The 19252-nt window shown below is 40.6% G+C and carries 19 protein-coding genes; 2 read left to right on the top strand and 17 right to left on the bottom strand.

Features of this window, described 5'->3' with window-relative positions; genetic code table 11:
• Window positions 1–20: 20 nt before the first annotated feature.
• A complete protein-coding gene (locus IPZ59_RS10125; RefSeq protein WP_236139730.1) occupies window positions 21–1001 on the bottom strand; it encodes a M28 family peptidase in 981 nt (326 codons plus the stop codon).
• A complete protein-coding gene (cysS, locus tag IPZ59_RS10120; RefSeq protein ID WP_236139729.1) occupies window positions 991–2484 on the bottom strand; it encodes a cysteine--tRNA ligase in 1494 nt (497 codons plus the stop codon). Before cysS ends, IPZ59_RS10125 begins: the two co-directional genes overlap by 11 nt.
• Before the next feature lie 509 nt (window positions 2485–2993).
• On the opposite strand from cysS, the gene IPZ59_RS10115 reads away from it, so the two are divergent.
• Window positions 2994–4112 carry a 6-bladed beta-propeller gene (locus IPZ59_RS10115; protein WP_236139728.1) on the top strand — a complete coding sequence of 373 codons (1119 nt, stop codon included), beginning with the start codon at window positions 2994–2996 and terminating at the stop codon, window positions 4110–4112.
• A 75-nt stretch (window positions 4113–4187) separates the two neighbouring features.
• On the opposite strand, the gene purH is transcribed toward IPZ59_RS10115, so the two are convergent.
• Both purH and purN read right to left on the bottom strand, forming a co-directional pair.
• Complete coding sequence (gene purH / locus IPZ59_RS10110; RefSeq protein ID WP_236139727.1) at window positions 4188–5714, bottom strand: bifunctional phosphoribosylaminoimidazolecarboxamide formyltransferase/IMP cyclohydrolase; 1527 nt, start codon at window positions 5712–5714, stop codon at window positions 4188–4190.
• A 109-nt stretch (window positions 5715–5823) separates the two neighbouring features.
• Window positions 5824–6381 carry a phosphoribosylglycinamide formyltransferase gene (purN, locus tag IPZ59_RS10105; protein ID WP_236139726.1) on the bottom strand — a complete coding sequence of 186 codons (558 nt, stop codon included), beginning with the start codon at window positions 6379–6381 and terminating at the stop codon, window positions 5824–5826.
• A gap of 219 nt (window positions 6382–6600) precedes the next feature.
• Here purN and IPZ59_RS10100 point away from each other — a divergent pair, with 219 nt between their 5' ends.
• On the top strand, window positions 6601–7380 hold the full coding sequence (locus IPZ59_RS10100) for a prohibitin family protein (RefSeq protein ID WP_236139725.1): 780 nt from the start codon (window positions 6601–6603) through the stop codon (window positions 7378–7380).
• A gap of 89 nt (window positions 7381–7469) precedes the next feature.
• On the opposite strand, the gene speB is transcribed toward IPZ59_RS10100, so the two are convergent.
• The 13 genes from speB to IPZ59_RS10035 form a co-directional block, all read right to left on the bottom strand.
• Window positions 7470–8264 (bottom strand): agmatinase, encoded by a 795-nt coding sequence (gene speB / locus IPZ59_RS10095; protein ID WP_236139724.1) that lies wholly within the window; start codon window positions 8262–8264, stop codon window positions 7470–7472.
• Window positions 8261–8404, bottom strand: a complete 144-nt coding sequence (locus IPZ59_RS10090) for a hypothetical protein (protein ID WP_236139723.1) — start codon at window positions 8402–8404, stop codon at window positions 8261–8263. Before IPZ59_RS10090 ends, speB begins: the two co-directional genes overlap by 4 nt.
• 527 nt (window positions 8405–8931) lie before the next feature.
• Window positions 8932–9612, bottom strand: coding sequence for a hypothetical protein (locus IPZ59_RS10085; protein WP_236139722.1), 681 nt, complete (start codon window positions 9610–9612; stop codon window positions 8932–8934).
• Window positions 9613–9764: 152 nt separating this feature from the next.
• Complete coding sequence (locus IPZ59_RS10080; protein ID WP_236139721.1) at window positions 9765–10142, bottom strand: GxxExxY protein; 378 nt, start codon at window positions 10140–10142, stop codon at window positions 9765–9767.
• A 299-nt stretch (window positions 10143–10441) separates the two neighbouring features.
• Complete coding sequence (locus tag IPZ59_RS10075) at window positions 10442–11023, bottom strand: precorrin-2 dehydrogenase/sirohydrochlorin ferrochelatase family protein (protein WP_236139720.1); 582 nt, start codon at window positions 11021–11023, stop codon at window positions 10442–10444.
• A 298-nt stretch (window positions 11024–11321) separates the two neighbouring features.
• Window positions 11322–12092 carry a uroporphyrinogen-III C-methyltransferase gene (gene cobA / locus IPZ59_RS10070; protein ID WP_236139719.1) on the bottom strand — a complete coding sequence of 257 codons (771 nt, stop codon included), beginning with the start codon at window positions 12090–12092 and terminating at the stop codon, window positions 11322–11324.
• Window positions 12089–14191, bottom strand: a complete 2103-nt coding sequence (locus IPZ59_RS10065; RefSeq protein ID WP_236139718.1) for a HEPN domain-containing protein — start codon at window positions 14189–14191, stop codon at window positions 12089–12091. The genes cobA and IPZ59_RS10065 overlap by 4 nt, the downstream gene beginning before the upstream one ends.
• A gap of 286 nt (window positions 14192–14477) precedes the next feature.
• On the bottom strand, window positions 14478–15740 hold the full coding sequence (locus tag IPZ59_RS10060; protein ID WP_236139717.1) for a sulfate adenylyltransferase subunit 1: 1263 nt from the start codon (window positions 15738–15740) through the stop codon (window positions 14478–14480).
• 289 nt (window positions 15741–16029) lie between these two features.
• The gene (cysD, locus tag IPZ59_RS10055) at window positions 16030–16926 is read right to left on the bottom strand and encodes a sulfate adenylyltransferase subunit CysD (protein ID WP_236139716.1); all 897 of its coding nucleotides are present in this window, start codon (window positions 16924–16926) and stop codon (window positions 16030–16032) included.
• Window positions 16927–17139: 213 nt separating this feature from the next.
• Window positions 17140–17853, bottom strand: coding sequence for a phosphoadenylyl-sulfate reductase (locus IPZ59_RS10050; RefSeq protein WP_236139715.1), 714 nt, complete (start codon window positions 17851–17853; stop codon window positions 17140–17142).
• Complete coding sequence (locus tag IPZ59_RS10045; protein ID WP_236139714.1) at window positions 17828–18100, bottom strand: DUF2061 domain-containing protein; 273 nt, start codon at window positions 18098–18100, stop codon at window positions 17828–17830. The genes IPZ59_RS10050 and IPZ59_RS10045 overlap by 26 nt, the downstream gene beginning before the upstream one ends.
• 72 nt (window positions 18101–18172) lie before the next feature.
• Entirely contained in the window at window positions 18173–18589 is a 417-nt protein-coding gene (locus IPZ59_RS10040; protein WP_236139713.1) for an RrF2 family transcriptional regulator, read from the bottom strand.
• Window positions 18590–18810: 221 nt separating this feature from the next.
• Window positions 18811–19068 carry a hypothetical protein gene (locus tag IPZ59_RS10035; RefSeq protein ID WP_236139712.1) on the bottom strand — a complete coding sequence of 86 codons (258 nt, stop codon included), beginning with the start codon at window positions 19066–19068 and terminating at the stop codon, window positions 18811–18813.
• Between the last annotated feature and the right edge of the window lie 184 nt (window positions 19069–19252).

Here is a 19252-nt window from a genome sequence, read left to right as displayed (position 1 = left end):
GGTGGTTGGGGTGAGGATGATTATTCTTGATATAAACTAACTAAGACAGTTTGTCCAACAGCCTTTAATGTTCTCTTATCGATGATATCCATATTATCCAAATGGGTATGATGGTACAATCCAAAGCCTGTTTGAGGTGAATATTCAATGATATTGATCATGGGGATTTTTGCATCTCTATTGACAAAAAGATGATCGTCCATAATCTCAGGACTATCCTTGTGGATAAAGAAGTCTGAAAACCCTAAATCGGTAGCATAATTCCATACTTTTTGGACGATGTTTTTGGCAAAATACATCGAATATCCCTCCCGATAAAATCGTGCTCCCTTCGCTCCTACCAGATCTACCAAAATGCCAAAATAGGCAGTATAGCCCGGTTCATGTAGGTTCTTAGACCAATATTGGGATCCGTGGCACCACCAAACTTTGGAATTATTTCTGAAATTTATATGCTCAGGCTCTCCATCATCCTCTCCATCAAATAAAATAATGTCAATTCCAACGTCGGGTTTATCTGAACCAGTACCAATCACGCGAGCAATTTCCAATAAAACAGCCACTCCAGAACCTCCATCATTAGCCCCATCGATGGGTTCATCCATTCGCTCTGTATCCTTATCTGCAATCCTTCGAGTATCCCAATGAGCCCCTAACAAAATCCGCTTTTTCGCATTGGGATTGTAGCTGGCTATGATGTTGGTCAAGTCCCAAGTCAAGTTGTCATAGGTGGTTGCTTGGAATTCCTGAGTTTGAACTTCCCAACCATAGGATTTAAATTGTGCTATCAACCATTCTTTCGTGGCAGCATGACCAGGAGTATTCGGAACTCGGGGACCGAAGTCCACTTGTCGCTGGATAAACTGATAGGCAGAATCAGCCGAAAACTCAGGAGCTTCCCGTAATGGAATGGATGTCTGACCTTGGTCACTTTGCTTTTCACTGGCACAGGATCCAAGTAAAAGTACCGCCACTATGCCAATCCAAAATCTACTCTTCATATGCCCAATCAATTTTATCTTTCATATCTTTTACTACAAAACCCATGGCTTTTAATGCTGCCCTGATTTCGTCGATTTTGTCATAATTTCGGGCTGTTTTCGCTTCGGAGTATAGATTTAACAATACCTGTAACAAGTCCTCTTGCACATCTGATTTCTCCTCACGAATACCCAAAATCTCTTCCACAAACAGCATAAATGTCTGCAGCATTTCTGTAAAGACCTCTTCACCAAATTGCGCAGATTTCAGCTGACCGGTGTAGATGGAATTAATTTTTTTCAAGAGGTTGAACAAATGCCCGATGGCCTGGGCAGTATTGAAGTCATCATCCATGGCACGGTAAGCAGCTTGTATACTTGAAGTTACCTGCTTCACCTGATTTTCATCAACGGCAATATCTTCTGCTACATACCCCAGCTTTTTGGCTATTTTGAAACCATTGATAATCTTTTTATATCCTTTTTGAGCAGCCTTCAAAGCTTCATTGGAAAAATCCAAGGTTGAGCGATAGTGAGCCGTCAACATGAAATAACGGATCGTCATGGGGCTATATGCCTGCTCTAGCAACTGATGATTTCCTGTAAACAACTCCTGAAGAGTAATGAAATTCCCCAAGGACTTGCCCATCTTCTGTCCATTGATGGTAATCATGTTGTTATGCATCCAATACTTGGCAGGATCTTGATGGTTGCAGGCATTGCCTTGAGCGATCTCACACTCGTGGTGCGGAAACATCAGATCCATTCCTCCTCCGTGGATATCAAAATGCTTTCCAAGGTATTTGGAAGACATGGCTGTACACTCCAAGTGCCAACCCGGAAAGCCCATCCCCCATGGTGAATCCCATTTCATCAGGTGTTCGGGAGCTGCTTTTTTCCAGAGGGCAAAGTCAGCTGGATTTCTCTTTTCTCCTTGTCCATCCAAATCACGAGTCCCAGACATTAAGTCATCCAACACACGACCAGACAACTTGCCATATTTCTCCCGCTCGTTATATTTCAACACATCAAAATACACCGAACCATTGACTTCATAGGCAAGTCCTTCTTCTAAGATAGCTTGCACTAAGGCAATTTGCTCCGGGATATGTCCGGTGGCTCGAGGCTCAATACTTGGTTTGATGGTATTGAGCAATTCCATATCCCGATGATAGGTATCTGTATATTGCTGGGCCACCTCCATGGGCTCAAGTTGTTCCAACTTCGCTTTTTTGGCAATTTTATCTTCCCCCTCGTCCGCATCACCTGTCAAATGACCCACGTCAGTGATATTCCGGACATAGCGAACTTTGTATCCCAAATGAGATAAGTATCTGTAAACCGTATCAAAAGTGACCGCTGGACGAGCATGCCCAAGGTGTGCATCTCCATAGACCGTAGGTCCACAGACATACATGCCTACCAAAGGTGCATTTAGTGGTTCAAAAGCTTCTTTTTCCCTGGAAAGGGTATTATAAATTTTCAGATTTGAAGAATGTTTCATAATTGATTTATCAGAGTCTAGGCAGTCCTAAACCAATAACCACACAAAATAACGGATAAGTTTGCAAATTACTGGATAAAATTAAAAAGAGGGAGATTCGGGGTGATTTAAATACAGCAATAAACCCTCCTTACAAAGATTTTTTTCTTTTTGAAGAGAAACATGTAACATTTTCTCGCTAGTCTTAACCAACTATCTCAATATCTTTTCATTATCATAACCATTTTATATTAATAGGAATGGAAACTTTAAATTTTGTAGTAAGTGTCAAATCAAAAATAGATTTCTGACTTCTGAAGCTGTCATCATGGACATTTTTATTTCGCTGGAAAATGAATCTTAAAATTCATCTCGCTAAAATAAAGATAAATATGCAGTAGCTTATGATTTGTGAAATTTATTCAAATTCAGAGAACGATACTGATGATTAATCCTTATTTTGGCTCACATAAGATTCGGATTCTAATTGAAATGAACCAAAACTACTTTTAAAAAAACTTATCCATCGAATGAAACCCACTACCATCTTTATTTTTATACTTTTATTGACTGCCTGCCAAAAACCAAAAGATGAAGTCAAAACAATTCATATCATCGAAGGTAAAAATTTGAAATTGAGCGAATTTATCGAGGAAGTATCTTTTATTAGTTTACCGGAGGAGGTTAATGGCTATTCTTTCGACAAATTCCTTGAATCAGAAAACTATTTTATCCTTGGGGATATCCAAAGTAGTTTAAACACCTATATCCTTTCAAAAAACTTTGAGTTGGTATCTATTATCAACAACTATGGGGAAGGTCCTGGTCAGTATCTTACTGTGCTGAATCTTGCATTCAATGAAGAGTCTCAGCTAGTGGAAATTTTAACCATAAAGAATGTTCTTCGTTACTCAATAGATGGAGAATTTATCAATTCAGCTGAAGTTCCTATTACTTGGATCAATAATTTAGTCCATGATTCAGGGGATGATTATATACTGTATCCTCAAAATCAATCTCATGCAATCAATAGCGCAACAGACTTTTTGGTGAAATGGAACCTAGAGAAAAAAACAGTGACTCCAATTATCCAACATAGAGTAAACGAAGGGGTGATATCATTCAAGGATGTCAACAACCTTACCAAACATCGGGATACCATTTATGCTTCTCATGTATTTTTGGATACGATATACACCCTAACGAAAGGAGAATTGGGGAAAATTTTCCTAAAATTCCCCAAGGAAAATTTACCTTTAGAGCTCCTTACTTATGAAGTTATCGAAAGTCAAAACTCACTCTTGGATTCGGATAAATATTCTCATCATTATCCATTAATCAAAATTTCGGACCAATTTCTACTTTCGAATTATGTCACTAACAACGCAATTAATTTTTTTATCCTCAATAAATCGACAAACAATGTAATTGCCGGAAGCACATTTATTGATGATATAAATTTGGGCATGAATTATATACAACCCAAACATATTGATAATGAAGGCTATTTTTACACGATTCATCAATTTGAATATATTTGGGCGCAAGCCAAAAATAGCCAAACGGACTCTCAGATATCCAAGTATCTAAACCAACTGGAAACAGAGCCAAATTTTGTTGTGGTCAAGTATAAGTTGAAAAACTTTTAATAAAACTACTGATAATTTACAAAAAAAAGCTGCCTCCTTTTCGAAGACAGCCTTGGTTTAGTTTTATCTCAACTCTTAATGTTTGAAATGTCTGACACCTGTCATCACCATACTCATGCCGTGGGCATCGCAGAAATCGATGGAATCCTGGTCCTTAATGGAACCTCCTGGCTGTACCACAGCTGAAATGCCTGCTTCATGAGCAATTTCTACACAATCTGGAAATGGGAAGAAGGCATCGGAAGCCATTACAGCGCCCTTCAAATCAAATCCAAAAGCTTTTGCCTTTTCAATTGCCTGACGCAAAGCATCTACACGAGAGGTCTGCCCTACCCCTGAAGCAAACAACTGATTACTATTGCTCAAAATAATGGTATTGGACTTGGTGTGTTTACATACTTTGGCAGCAAATACCAAGGCATCTAGTTCCTCCTCGCTTGGAGCGAGTTTGGTGGCCACTTTGAAATCAGCCTTCGTTTCGGTCTGTAAGTCTTTATCCTGTTCGATAATCCCGTTCAACAAGGTCTTGATTTGCTTGGTACCTAGCAAGTCCATTTTCTGTTGCAAGAGAATTCTATTTTTCTTACCCTTTAATACAGCCAATGCATCTGCATCAAAGGCCGGTGCAATCAATACTTCGAAAAACAAGCCGTTCATTTCCTCGGCAGCAGCCAAATCTACTGGCTGATTGGTAACCAACACACCTCCAAATGCAGAAGTAGTATCAGCAGCAAATGCCTTTTGATAGGCTTCTTTCACGCTATCAGCTGTAGCGCAACCACAAGCATTGGTATGTTTTAAGATGGCAAATGCAGTCTCTCCCTTGAATTCAGAAATCAAGGCAACGGCAGCATCGATATCTACCAAGTTATTGTAGGAAAGTTCTTTACCATTCAATTGCTCAAATAGGGCTTCCAAATCTCCATAAAAGTGAGCTGCTTGATGAGGATTCTCTCCATATCTTAAGGCCTTCGCTTTGGACTCAGATACTTTTAATGTAGGGATTTGCTCAGTTTGGTTAAAATAGTTGAAAATATGGGTATCATAATTGGAAGATACTTGGAATGCCTGAGCTGCAAAGTAGCGTCTATCCTCCAAAGTAGTAGCTCCATCTTGTGCTTTCAAGCGGGCTTCCAATTCACCATATTGAGCTTTGGAAGCAATGATGACTACATCTTTGAAGTTTTTGGCAGCGGCTCTGATCAAAGAAATCCCGCCAATATCAATTTTTTCAATCACATCTGCTTCTGATGCACCGGAAGCAACTGTTTCTTCAAATGGATACAAATCCACAATCACCAAGTCAATAGCAGGAATAGCAAACTCAGCAGCCTGCGCCACATCAGAATCATTTTCCCGACGGTGAAGAATCCCTCCAAAAATCTTTGGATGCAAGGTTTTCACCCTTCCACCGAAGATGGACGGATACCCTGTCAACTCTTCTACAGGAACAACAGTAGCACCTTGCTCTTCTATGAACTGTTGTGTGCCACCCGTGGAATAAATGGTCACACCTTGTGCTTTCAATTGAGCGATGATGGGTTCAAGATTGTCTTTGTAATAGACGGAGATTAATGCAGATTGTATTTTTTTGGTAGCCATGATTTTTGACGGCCACAAAGACGTTAAGACACAAAGGAATTGTCCTGGACTTTGTGGCTATATTTTGGTGGAAAATTTTTCAAGTGGCAAAGGTAGGAAAATCAATAGATTAAAGCAGGCTTTCAATCACATTTGGAAAGTATTTATATTCCAATTCATGAACTTTGGAAGCAATGCTTTCTGGTGTATCTTCAGGCGTCACCTCCACCGCTGCTTGAAAAATGATTTTACCCTCATCATACTGCTCATTGACCAAATGAATAGTAATTCCCGTATGCGTTTCTCCCGCAGCTTTCACAGCTTCATGCACCTGCGCACCGTACATGCCTTTTCCGCCAAATTTGGGCAATAAAGCGGGATGAATATTGACGATTTTATTGGGAAATGCTTGGATTAAATTTTCGGGAACTTTCAATAAAAACCCTGCTAATACAACCCAATCTATTTTTTTCTGGAGCAATAGCTGGGTCAATACTCCTGACTCCAACTCTTTTTTTGAAAAAATCACAGAAGGTATTTCCAATTGTTTAGCTCGTTCCAATACATAAGCATTTGACTTGTTACTGGCGATCAAAGTTACCTTACCATTTTCGGAGTTTTGGAAATATCGGGTAATTGCTTCGGCATTCGAACCACTACCGGAAGCCAAAATTGCGATTCTTTTCACGTGCGAGGGGATTAGTGTCCTTCAAAAATAGGGACTAAGGTGTTAGCTACCAAAATTAGTTTTAAATCATTCAATTTCAACCGCTTAAATTATTTTACAAAAAACGAAAATTCAGATACTTTGTTTCATTGGAAAGACTATTTTAAAATTAATTTTTGTTAACGAAACCTTAGAGAAAGATTATTCCGTATGAACACTTAAACCAATAGAATATGTACCATGAAAAACCGATTGTTATTAGTTAGCCTTTTGGGAATATTTTTCCTTAGTTCTTGTGCTGTCATCCGTCAAGGAGAGGTGGGAGTCAAAAGTAGATTTGGAAAACTTTCCGATACCTCTCTAGATGCAGGCTTGGTAGGGTTTAATCCATTTACCACCCGAGTTATAAAAGTCCCAATTCGTACTGTAAATCAGGAAATTCGCTTACCTCTTCCAAGTAAAGAAGGGTTGACCATTGAATCCGAAATCTCCATTTTGTATAGCATTGAGAAAAGTAAGGTTCCTTTTATTTTAGAAGATATTGGAACTAACTATGAAAGAGTTTTAATCTTGAATGTGTTCCGCTCGGCAGCTGCTGACATCACAGCGCAGTACATGGCCAAAGACATGCACTCAGGGATGCGCTCTGAGATTGAAAAGGAGATTCAGGACAGAATGCATGAATCGTTGAGACAAAGAGGATTTGTGGTAGAGCGGGTATTGATGAAAAGCATCAACCTTCCTGCTGAATTGAGCCGTGCCATTGAGCGTAAATTGAAAGCTGAACAAGAGGCGCAGCAAATGGAGTACATCTTAGAGCGCGAACGCAAGGAAGCTGAAAGACGAAAAATTGAAGCCGAAGGTACACGAGAAGCACAAAAAATTCTAGCTGAAGGACTTGTGAGAGAAATCATCGAATTAAGAAGTATCGAAGCTTTCCGCGAGCTAGCCAACTCTCCTAATACCAAAATTATAATCACCGACGGTAAGACTCCATACCTTATCAACTCTCAAAAATAAATATCCCTAGTAACTGAATCATAGCGGTGTTAACGATAGGTTCTCTTAACCAGAACCGTAAAGGCCCTGCATACTCAGCAGGGCTTTTCTTATTGCTTCATTTTTCCAATCAACTCTTTCATCAACTTGAACGCTACCATGGCCGTCATGTCATGATGATCACGAACAGGATTATATTCTACCAAATCTGCTCCAATAATGGGTATTTTGATAGCCTGAATGATATCGAGCAGCTGCCGAGTACTCATGCCACCTGGCTCATAATGCGATATTCCCGGCGCAAATGCAGGGTCTAATACATCTATATCCAAGGAAATATACAACGGCCCTTCCAAGGTATGTATGAAATCCATGCTAAAATCTTTCATTTCAACGATGGATACCTTGTACTTGGCAGCCTGTTCCCGCTGATGTTGAGTCAAGGTTCGAATCCCAACTTGAGTCAGGGATTTCAGCAAGCCTTTTTCCAATAATCGGGCAAAAGGAGAAGCATGGGAATAGGGATTGTCTTCAAAATTCTCATACAAATCACCGTGCGCGTCCAACTGTAAAACATGTAAAGGACCATGTTTCAACGCATGCGCTTCAATAACGGGGTATGCAATGGAATGATCTCCTCCCAAGCTTAAGAGTTTGCTACCATCGGCAATGGCTTTGCTGACGAATGTTTTGATGTATTCGTATGCCTTTTGGGGATCTTGACTAGCAAACAATAAATCCCCTAAATCTTGAAAATCCCTGCCTGCTAGGATTTCCACTCCTTCTTCCGTGTAGTTATTGGCGGATCCTTCACTTGCCATCAGACGAATTCTGGGAGGAGCCAAGTAAGGTCCTCTAAGGAAGGAACTGTTAGCATCAAAGGGGATTCCTAAAACTTTGATCATTGGTTTATTTTTACGGGTTTCAATTCCTCAAAGAAAATATCATCATTAGGAACATTAAAGTCCATTCCTGTCACCTCCAACTTAGTATTGAGAATAAATTGAAGGGTACCGAAGTTAAACCAAATTCCAGATGATTTCATAGGTGTTATCATGCCAATGTTTCGAGCGTTTAAAGATCAGGGGTAGTTTGGGCCTGAAGATAATGGATCGCCCACAGGAAAAAGACCCAAAAGAAGTGGAAATGTTTTTTCATTGATTGAGCGTGGATAGTTGATAGTTCAATTTAGAAAAGACTTGGGATTCCCCAAATAAAAGAGAAGTGTTTAGAATTAGAAAAATTAGTAAAGGGACTTTTTTCATGATATTAGGTATTCGGCAGAATCATTTGCCTGCTTTCAAATTTTTAGTGAAATAGTTTTCCCCATATGAATGAATACAATTATTTTTTGAATTCGATAATAGCGGTAATTCTTTGAAACCAAAAATATAGTTTTTTATTTAGCGAAATTGAAATAAATTACATCTGCGCTAAATCGGTTGAATCAGCTTTATCTGTGAGTGACTGTTCACCTCTCCACCCTTATCTGTCTTTTAATCAATCCTTCTTTATAACGGATATGAAGGTAAAGAAAAAAACGACTTCAACCATTACTTGCATTCAAAAGCGTCAAAACCTAAACTTAACAGCAAGGCTGGGACTCAGCATTTGAAAGGCTGCATTTCGGGTATTGAGGGTGACTGTCCCTTGATTGTCATAGCTCGCATCGCGGCTGGTAAGGAAATCCATGGTGCCTGTTTGCATGTAATTCACCCTCAGTTCCAGGAATGTATCTCCTCCCTTTTCTAAGGGTATCATCAAGCCGCCTCCCAATTGATACATATGAGCCCAATCATACACCTCAGTTCCTGAGACAAATGGTTCAGCCAGTCTGTTTTCCCTGACCTTAGATCGAGTGTAGGTATGAATGGCCCCGAATTGTCCTTCAACAAAAGGTCGAACCCCTATCCCAAAATCCGGCATGAAACGAACTACTCCTGACAGATGAATGGCATTGTTATTTCTTCGGATTCTGAATCGCTGATCGGTACCGTTAATCACTTCTCTACTCCTATGAACCGCTGTTCCATAAAGCATGTATCCGAATTCCCCACCTACGTAAATGGGAGTATTTGCAAGCTGCTTGAGAACTCCAAGGTTGAGAGAGGGAAACCATTGACTGCCCACTTCCGAGCGGAAATCAACGGTAGGTAAGCCAACATTGACTCGTATTCCCCCTAGCGTTTCCTGCGCTTGAACTGAAAAAGAAAAGCTAAGCAAAAGCAAGAAGAAAGAAAGTATTGTTTTCATAAGCGCAAATTTTCAGAAGAAGGTATTGCCTTTTTCAACGAAAAATTAAGAACTGGGTTTAAATTTCTCGCCACGAGCGCTAAGATAAACGCCACGGACGCTAAGGAAAAAACCACATAGTTGCGAGCGTTGCGTGAACCTCATTATTTATCTCATAAGTTATTAACTAATCTATGAATTCCATCCTTTAAAAATTTTACATTAAAGTTAATCAGGAGTCCTAATCTTTTATCAGCAAGCTTTAAATAGGTCAATGTTTGAGCAAAATGTACTGGGGCAAGTCCTTCATTGGCTTTAATTTCAATAATCACTTTGTTTTCTACTAGTAAATCCAAGCGAAAACCAGATTCAAACTTTACTTCTTTGTAAACCAAGGGAACTGGCACTTGGGAAGCAACCATGATTTTAGTCTGATTTAATTCAAACTCTAAGGCCTTTTCATATACTGATTCCAATAAACCCGGACCAAGTGATCTATGGATTTCAAAAGATTTATCGAGAACTATTTTTGCAATCTCATTTTCGGTCATATCAATAAAAGTTTGATTACTTTCAAAGTACAGACAGATTAAAAAACTAAGCAACTTTTACAAACAACTTAAACGATTAAATAGTCGAATAACTATAGTAAGGGGTACGCTTCGCATACTACCAATACGCAAATTGTTCAGTGAAAAAAAATTAACTTTTGCTATCAATACAGCTATCCTCTGCGGAGATAAGTTCACGCAACGAGCGCAAAGAAGAGCGCCACGTACGCTTAGAGTAAATAATATTTTTTGCGAGCGTTGCGTCATTTCGTTGCGAGCGTTGCGAGAACCCTAGAAATCTACGCTCGCTCCTTCTCCACTAGCATCCCCGTGATTTCATTCATTGCCTTGACCTTGTACTCAAAATCACCTTTGAGGGTAGCACGATAGGCATTCAGGTTTTCCAACAACTCATCAATTTCCTCGGGAAGGATTTCTTCAAAAAGCTCCCGCAAACGCTTGGCTGTGGTCGGGGATTTGCCATTGGTACTGATGGCGATTTTCAAATTCCCTTTGGTTACAATCCCACCCAAATAAAAATCACATAAAGCAGGCGTATCGGCAACATTGACCAAAATAAAGCGCTCCTTGGCCTCATCATGGATCTGCTTATTGACTTCTGGAAAATTGGTGGCTGCGATGACAATATGTTTGCCTCCCAAATACTTCTCATGGTAAGCATCTTCTATGAGCGTAACATGAGAAGCAGACCGGGCAAGCTCCAAAAACTCTTCATTGAATTCCTTGGATACTACGGTAACATGAGCCTCAGGGCTACTTTTGAGTAAAAAGGAGAGTTTCTCCGTACCTACAAAACCACCTCCGACCAAGAGGACGTTGAGTTGGTGGACTTTGAGGAAAATGGGATATAAATGGTTCATGGTTTTAGATGGTTAGAGGCGAGAAGCGAGAGACGAGAATTTAGATGCGAGAAGCGAGAAATTAGATTAGAGACAAGAATCAAGATGCAAGATGCAAGACTTGGATTTCCTGAGGAAATACGAAGCGTTTACTATTGAAATATGGTGGAAATTAGAATTGATATTGGTCGATACTTGCTTTGCGATATTAGGATATTGGTGCGTTCCATTTAAATATAGGTATTTGTCGGTAAGACGGGAATCCCAATATCCAATAATATCCAATATCCATAAATATCTTTTTTGCTAAGTAGGTTTTTCAATGACCGATATTGACCGTTTGTTCATAAACCTCCTTCAATCGATAACTCTCCTTCACCACCTCTCCTACCACAATAATTGCAGGAGCGGCGATGCCTGCTTGGCGGGCTTTTAAGGTGATGTCTTGGATGGTGCCTGCGACAAACTGCTCTTCCTTGGTAGTGCCGTTTTGAATAATGACTACAGGAATATCAGACTTACCTGCTGCTGTGTACGCATTCACAATCTCAGGTAGTTTCTTGGTGCCCATTAAGATGACAACAGTAGCCGTGGATTGAGCAGCGATGGCGATATCTCGAGAGAGTTCCCCATAACTTGTGGTCGCTGTGATGACCCAGAAACTCTCAGAAACACCCCGCTTGGTCACAGGAATTCCTATGGAAGCAGGAACTGCCACCGCGGAAGTAATGCCCGGTACCACTTCGGTGGGAATCCCGAAAGCCTCGATGTAGTCAATCTCCTCCGAACCACGACCGAATACAAAAGGATCACCTCCCTTGAGACGGACTACATGCCCATGCTTCAGTCCGTATTCCACACAAAGTCGGTTAGTCTCATCCTGAGGACAGGAGTGTTTGCCTACACGCTTACCAACAAAGATCTTGATGGCTTGAGCAGGTGCATGTTTGAGTAGGGATTTGTCAATTAAAGCATCGTACAAGACCACATCGGCTTTGTTCAAGGCCAAGACTGCTTTCAAGGTGATCAATTCGGGATCCCCTGGACCGGCTCCTACGAGTGTAACTTTTGGTTTGATAAGCTGATTCATGCGAGTACCTCCTTTTCTCTATATGCACTGATGGCTTCAAAGACTTTTCCTGCATCCTCAAAATAGGATCGGGCAAAAGCTTCTGAAGGTTCCTGTTGATTGATTTGATAAATGATGTCTTTGAGGGTTCCTTCAATGGCTATCTTGCCAGTCTCCACGAAGGTCTCATCAAACAAATTCACAATATTCGCATAGGAATTGGTGCTTTTGCTTTCAGACAATAAGATGGCTTTGGCTGCATTGACGAGGGCGGCATAAGTATGGTAGATGCTATCAGACCAACGTTTTTCCACAAAGGCCTCTTTGGATAAATCCAACTTCTCCCGAGCTTCTAACAACAAAGTAGCAACCAAGTCAATTACCACTCCCGCACATTCCCCAACACCTACAGCGACTTTATAAGCGTCTTCATTGCCCCAATCCACCTGATCTTCTTCGGTCAAGGTATCTGTATCGGTCAAGCTTTTGAGGATATCGTAGAAGTACATTTGTCCTTTGCGATCATAGTAGTGAAGGAAATCTTCTCCTGCCTCTTGATGTTGGGCAAAATCATCCAATAAGACCCTTAAAGCCTGAGGTCCTCTTTTACTAGGGATTTTGATCACCTTATCCGCAAAGCGTCCATTGCCATCTCCCAAATTTCCTCCACCCAACAAAACTTGCAGGGCAGGAAAAACGGCTTTTCCAGCTTTCAAGGACATACCCTGGAATCCGATATGCGCCATGTTGTGCTGCCCACAAGCGTTCATACATCCTGAAATCTTGATAGTCAAATCTTGGGACCTCATATATTGCGGATATTCTTGCGCAATGACTTTCTCCAATTCCCTAGCGATCCCTGTACTGCTGGCAATTCCTAAGTTACAAGTATCTGTACCCGGGCAGGCGGTGATATCTCCCAAAGAGTTATAACCATAATCGGCCAAACCAATTTTCTTCAACTCTTGGTAGAAATAAGGAATTAACTCCTCTTTTACATCTCGGATTAGAAAGTTTTGTCTGAGTGTAAAACGGATTTCATTATTGGCATACTCCTGTGCTAGATCTGCGATAAACCTCGCCTGCGCAGTCGTAAAATCGCCCAACAGTACTTTCACTCCAATGGCCACATATCCAGCCTGCTTTTGTGGAATGACGTTCGTTAGTTTCCATTGCTCGTATGCTAGATCATGAGGTTCGGCAACTTTGACCAATTCAGGGAATGGAAGACTTTTGCTTGCTTCGTAGTCCTCCACATCAATAGGATAAGATTTATACGGTAAAGCTTTTTTCTCTTCTTCAACCAATTGCAGAAAAGCTTCAATACCAATCTCATTGATCAAGAATTTCATCCGAGCCTTCAAGCGTCTGGAGCGTTCCCCATGCCTGTCAAAAATTCTTAAAACCCCTTCAATAAATGGAATCAATTCCTCAATAGCGAGGAAATCCGTAATGGTATCTGCATGCCGAGGCTGGGAACCGAGACCACCCCCTAACAAAACTTTGAAACCTCTGATTTCTTGATCGTTCTCTGCTTTTACTTTTGGAATAAAGCCCAGATCATGCAGGTAGGAAAGCGCTGTATCTTCATCGGAAGAGGAAAAAGACATCTTAAACTTCCTGCCCATTTCCTGGCATACGGGGTTTCTCAGGAAATACTTGAATACCTCATCCGCATAAGGAGTCACATCAAAAGGTTCGTTAGGATCGATGCCGGCAACTTCGGAAGCGGTCACATTTCTTACCGTATTTCCGCAAGCTTCCCTCAAGGTTACATCGTCTTTTTCGAGATCAGCCCAAAGTTGTGGGGTTTCGTCCAAACTCACATAATGAATCTGAATGTCCTGACGGGTAGTAATGTGGAGTTTACCAGTGGAATACTTATCCGAAACATCACAGATGCGTTTCAGCTGATTACCCGTAACACGTCCATAAGGCAATTTAATACGGATCATCTGCACACCCGGCTGCCGCTGTCCATAGACCCCACGCGCCAAGCGCAAACTGCGGAATTTTTCTTCATCTATTTTCCCCTCCCGAAATAGCCGGATTTTCCGCTCCAATTCGATGATGTCCTTTTCGACAAGGGGGTTTTCAATCTCGGTTCTAAAGCTTTCCATTGTTAGTTTTGTCTATAGGTTAAGTAGAGTATTTTATTGTACCAAGTACAAGAGCTTGTCCCGAGTATCGGGATACCAAGTATGAGTTTTTCGTGAGTTTACGATTTGGTTTTATTAGAGATTTTTTAAGTATTTTAGAAACCTTGGTTTCTAAAAAGTCCAGAATTCAAGTTGTAATACATAATTACTTCGCGACCTTCTTGGTACTTCATACCGTATTTTTGAAATGCCTTCTCTCTTGTTTCTTGTTTCTTGTCTCTTGATTCTTATTTCTAATATCTCGCTTCTAATCTCTCGCTTCTATAAACCCTACACTCACCGTATCATGCGTTCCTTCATCAATGAGGATAAAGCTTCCATTAGAACGATTAACTTGGTAGGGGTCGAAGTGGATGGCTTTGCTGAGTTTGAAACTCACCTTGCCAATATCATTTAATTTCAATGCCTCGGTACTTTCCTCTCCGCTGAAGTCGGTTTGTATCTTGGATTGGATGGACTCCACTTTTGCCAAAACCCTGTTAACACCATGCTGTAAGGTGTATTTTTGACCGATTTTCAGAGGCTTATGATTGACCTGACAGATGGTGGCTGTGATGCTTTTTTCAGAACTGGGTAATTCCGAAGACTTGACAATCATATCGCCTCTACTAATATCCACTTCATCTTCTAAGGTTATGGTAACGGACGCCCCCGGAACAGCCACTTCCAACTCCTGATCGAAAAGTTGAATGGATTTGATTTTTGATTCCGTGAAGGATGGTAGGATAGTTACCTGATCGCCAACCTGTAGATTTCCTCCATACAATTTCCCCGAAAAGCCTCTGAAATCATGAAAAGCATCAGTTTTAGGTCGTATTACATACTGTACTGGAAATCTCGCATAGGCTTGTTCCTGCAAATCTTCTGGCTCCAATACTTCCAAATGATCCAACAAGGTATTGCCTACATACCAAGGCATCTCAGCGGACTTCTTGGCGATATTTTCACCTTTGAGTGCTGAAATGGGAATAAAGGTAATTTGCTCCGTTTGGAAGTTACTCTTCTCCACCAACGCATCAAAATCCGCTTTGATTTTCAAAAACACATCTTCATCATAGCCTACCAAGTCCATTTTATTGATGGCAACTACTACATGACTTAAGCGTAGCAAATTACTGATGAAGAAATGTCGGTAGGTTTGTTCGATCACTCCCTTTCTCGCATCAATCAAAATAATGGCCACTTGTGAGGTAGAAGCACCTGTCACCATATTCCGGGTATACTCCACGTGTCCAGGGGTATCGGCTACGATAAAGTTGGTCTTATCTGTATTGAAATAAATATGGGCTACATCGATGGTGATGCCTTGTTCCCGTTCAGCAACCAATCCATCTGTCGCCAAGGAGAAATCCAAATAATCAAAACCACGCTGACGACTTGTCTTCTCGATTGCCTCCAATTTGTCGGTGGTCAAGGAACCCGTATCGTACAACAATCTGCCGATTAAGGTACTTTTTCCATCATCCACCGAACCGGCAGTAGCTATTTTTATCAATTTTCTATTTTCCATTTTTTAAAGACATTAGATGCTAGACATGAGACGCTAGACTTTGATGGTTTTAGAAATGCGAATATTCTCGAAGGGAAATAAAGTGGAAATAACTAGAAATAAGGTTGAAATAATGGGTTTGGATAAACTCCATAATTTCGCTGGTTTTGTAAGGAACGATTGATTTTTAACCTGAATTTTGTCTCTTGATTCTTGTTTCTTGATTCTTGATTCTTGGTTCTTGGTTCTTGCTTCTTGAGTCTAAACTCTCGTTTCTCGACTCCTGCTTGCAGCAGGCAAGTCTCGCTTCTCAGAAATACCCTACCTTTTTCCGTTTTTCCATGGCTGCTTCTGAGCGTTTATCATCGATTCTGGCACCTCTTTCGGATAAAGTTGACTGGCGAATTTCTTCGACCACTGTATCCAAGGTATCTGCTTCGGATAAGACCGCTGCTGTACAGGTCATATCGCCGACTGTACGGAAGCGCACCATTTTTTCTTTCACCTCTTCATGAGGCTCTCTATACACATGTTCATTAGCTGTCCAGATTAAGCCGTCACGGAAGAATACTTCCCGTTTGTGAGCGAAATAAATGGATGGGATGTTAATATTTTCGGTTTTGATGTATTCCCATACATCCAATTCTGTCCAATTAGAAATCGGGAAAACCCGTACATTTTGCCCTTGGTCGATTCTTCCATTAAGCATATCGAAGAGTTCGGGGCGTTGGTTTTTTTCATCCCACTGCCCGAAATCATCTCTTACGGAGAAAACACGTTCTTTAGCCCTTGCTTTTTCTTCGTCTCTTCTTGCCCCACCGATGCATGCATCAAATTTGAATTCTTCGATAGCATCCAACAGGGTGGTAGTTTGTAAGGTATTCCGGCTGGCATAGCGGCCTTTTTCCTCACGAACCTTTCCTTGGTCGATGGAATCCTGCACATTGCGAACGATCAGTTCCAATCCCAATTCCTTTACCAATTCATCTCTGAATTGTATAGTCTCAGGGAAATTGTGTCCCGTATCGATGTGCAATAGTGGAAAAGGAATCCTCGCAGGATAAAAAGCCTTCTGCGCCAAACGCACCAGAGTAATGGAATCCTTGCCTCCCGAAAAAAGCAAAACCGGTCGCTCAAACTGCGCCGCCACTTCCCTCAGGATGTGGATGGATTCGGATTCTTTAGGATTGAAATATATGTTGGACATGTTATTTTTGATTTTAGATTTTTTTGAAAAAGAAACAAGAATCAAGAAACAAGATGTAAGACTCAATTCTCGTCAGAAAACGTTAATTCTAGCATTTGTTTAATATTTAAAGTATTGGTTATCAAATATTAATACAACTGATAACTATTCTAATATTTTACTTATATCCTTGTGACAATCTTTTTTCCCAATTCATCCTTCATCCCTCCTACTTCATCCTTTCTCCCCCCCATGCAATCCACACTCCTTCTTCGATTCTTCCCACCACCATCTTCCTGCCCGGGCATCTTCTCCGGGTTGGATAGCTCGGGTACAAGGGGCACAGCCTATGCTGATAAAGTTTTTATCGTGCAATGGATTGTAAGGAATAGTATGAGTTTGAATGTACTGCAAGAGTTGTTCGTAGGTCCATTCCAATAAAGGATTGTACTTGATAATTTGATTGGCTTCATCCCATTCTAAGCGCTTCATGCTGGCGCGATTAGGACTTTGCTCAGCTCTTAGGCCGGTTATCCAAACTTGATTACCCGTCAGTGCTCTCTGCAAAGGGACTACTTTCCGGACGAAACAGCAGTTTTTCCGCTGCTCCACACCTTCATAAAATCCATTGATGCCCTGTTGCAAGACTAGATCTTCCACTTGTTGAGTTTCGGGATAATATACTTTGATAGGAAGTTTATATTTCGCTTGTGTACGCGCCAATAAGTCCAAGGTCTCCGGAAAGAGGCGTCCGGTATCTAATGAAAAGATACTTACGGGTAATTTCAGAGAAGCTATCAAATGAGTAATCACCTGATCTTCTTGTCCTAGGGAAGTAGAAAAGGTTATTTTCCCTTGGAAATAATTGCCTAAGACTTGCAGCTCCTCTTCCAAAGAAAGATCGGCGATGCTTGCCTCTAACTCATGCAAACTTTTCTGTAGGCTCATCTTTTTCTAGTTTGGTTGCTGCTTCCCATGCACGCTCGTGTAAGTAATACAAAGCGATTTTAGTAATGACTTCAATAGAACCTATAGATATCGCCATCATCAATTCTCCTGTCACAAAATAGGAGATAACCATGGTATCCAAGGTACCGACTATCCTCCAGGATATGGACTTTAGGAAGCTTTTGAAGTTGCTGTCCTGTCCCTTTTTATTGATAAACCATCGCTTGATGGGCTGATCTAGTATCATAGGTTCAAATACAAGTATTTTACAAAAGTATATAAAACCTATTTATTTTATAGGGTAAAAAGGGAAAAAATTTTATTCTTTATCTAAAATATCCGCTAAGGTCTTGTTTTCCAATACGTTTAACATCTCATCACGCACTTGAATCATCACTTTATTCAGGCCACATGCTGTCTCGTCTTTACATTCTACACAAGGTTCGTAGTAATTTAAACTCACACATGGAAGTAATGCGATAGGCCCATCTAGTAATCGGATGACCTTGGATAAGGCAACATCTTTTGGATCCTTGATAAGGTAGTATCCCCCACCTTTTCCTTTTTTGCTACCGAGGATACCTGCTTTCTTCAATTCCAAGAGTATGTTTTCCAGAAATTTATGGGAAATCCCATATTCATTGGAGATGTCTTGGATCAATACGGTCTTTTGATCTCTGTTTTTGCCCAGATAGGTAAGGGCGTGGAAAGCGTATTTGGTTTTTTTGGATAGCATGGTCAAAAATACAAGAATTTTTGAAAAGGTGTTTACTTCTGTATCCTGTAAAAAACTTGGGCGCTTACTGGAACTCTTGTATTATTTAATTCAATGACTTCAACTTACACAGCACTAAAATAAATGTATCCTCTCCTAACTGAGGGCCCAACAACAAGTTGTCACAAAGCCTACTTGAGGCTTCATAACAAAGTTAAGTTATTACTCTTTCTAGTGAAACCTCATGTCAATCCAAGCTTACCTTTGAAATATTTCATAATTTCAGGTGTAATCACCAATGCCAAGTCAACCATTACCAATACTATCAACATGGACAAGAAAATAGTAAAACCTGCTAATGCAGCATAAAACTTCCATGATTCAGAAGTATGTAAGGTTTGAATTGTATTTGCTAAAGTATTGCCGCTAGTGATCACAGCAACTAGAGCACATGTGTAACCTATAAATTTTAAAAATTTCAATTTTGATTTTAAATCCATGTTAAAAGGTTATGGTGTGTTTTCATATCAATAGAAATTTTTGCAACCCACTGCTGCCCACGTTAAACCGCCTCCCACAGCACCAGCTAATCCTACAGCAGCACAGCCAGAAATAGCACCAGCAGCAGCTCCAGGTAAGGTTTATACACCTACTGCCACAGAACCAACATCCGCTCCGGCGATT

Source organism: Mongoliitalea daihaiensis (genome assembly GCF_021596945.1).
In the GTDB taxonomy this organism is placed as follows: Bacteria; Bacteroidota; Bacteroidia; order Cytophagales; family Cyclobacteriaceae; genus Mongoliitalea; species Mongoliitalea daihaiensis.
Note: the sequence above shows the minus strand (reverse complement) of the source record. Positions and strands in the feature narration are given on the sequence as shown.

Coding starts and splice junctions, on each gene's coding strand:
- IPZ59_RS10125 (WP_236139730.1), bottom strand. CDS start 1,001: ATGAAGAGTAGATTTTGGATTGGCATAGTGGCGGTACTTTTACTTGGA.
- cysS (WP_236139729.1), bottom strand. CDS start 2,484: ATGAAACATTCTTCAAATCTGAAAATTTATAATACCCTTTCCAGGGAA.
- IPZ59_RS10115 (WP_236139728.1), top strand. CDS start 2,994: ATGAAACCCACTACCATCTTTATTTTTATACTTTTATTGACTGCCTGC.
- purH (WP_236139727.1), bottom strand. CDS start 5,714: ATGGCTACCAAAAAAATACAATCTGCATTAATCTCCGTCTATTACAAA.
- IPZ59_RS10100 (WP_236139725.1), top strand. CDS start 6,601: ATGAAAAACCGATTGTTATTAGTTAGCCTTTTGGGAATATTTTTCCTT.
- speB (WP_236139724.1), bottom strand. CDS start 8,264: ATGATCAAAGTTTTAGGAATCCCCTTTGATGCTAACAGTTCCTTCCTT.
- IPZ59_RS10090 (WP_236139723.1), bottom strand. CDS start 8,404: ATGAAATCATCTGGAATTTGGTTTAACTTCGGTACCCTTCAATTTATT.
- IPZ59_RS10085 (WP_236139722.1), bottom strand. CDS start 9,612: ATGAAAACAATACTTTCTTTCTTCTTGCTTTTGCTTAGCTTTTCTTTT.
- IPZ59_RS10080 (WP_236139721.1), bottom strand. CDS start 10,142: ATGACCGAAAATGAGATTGCAAAAATAGTTCTCGATAAATCTTTTGAA.
- IPZ59_RS10075 (WP_236139720.1), bottom strand. CDS start 11,023: ATGAACCATTTATATCCCATTTTCCTCAAAGTCCACCAACTCAACGTC.
- cobA (WP_236139719.1), bottom strand. CDS start 12,092: ATGAATCAGCTTATCAAACCAAAAGTTACACTCGTAGGAGCCGGTCCA.
- IPZ59_RS10065 (WP_236139718.1), bottom strand. CDS start 14,191: ATGGAAAGCTTTAGAACCGAGATTGAAAACCCCCTTGTCGAAAAGGAC.
- IPZ59_RS10060 (WP_236139717.1), bottom strand. CDS start 15,740: ATGGAAAATAGAAAATTGATAAAAATAGCTACTGCCGGTTCGGTGGAT.
- cysD (WP_236139716.1), bottom strand. CDS start 16,926: ATGTCCAACATATATTTCAATCCTAAAGAATCCGAATCCATCCACATC.
- IPZ59_RS10050 (WP_236139715.1), bottom strand. CDS start 17,853: ATGAGCCTACAGAAAAGTTTGCATGAGTTAGAGGCAAGCATCGCCGAT.
- IPZ59_RS10045 (WP_236139714.1), bottom strand. CDS start 18,100: ATGATACTAGATCAGCCCATCAAGCGATGGTTTATCAATAAAAAGGGA.
- IPZ59_RS10040 (WP_236139713.1), bottom strand. CDS start 18,589: ATGCTATCCAAAAAAACCAAATACGCTTTCCACGCCCTTACCTATCTG.
- IPZ59_RS10035 (WP_236139712.1), bottom strand. CDS start 19,068: ATGGATTTAAAATCAAAATTGAAATTTTTAAAATTTATAGGTTACACA.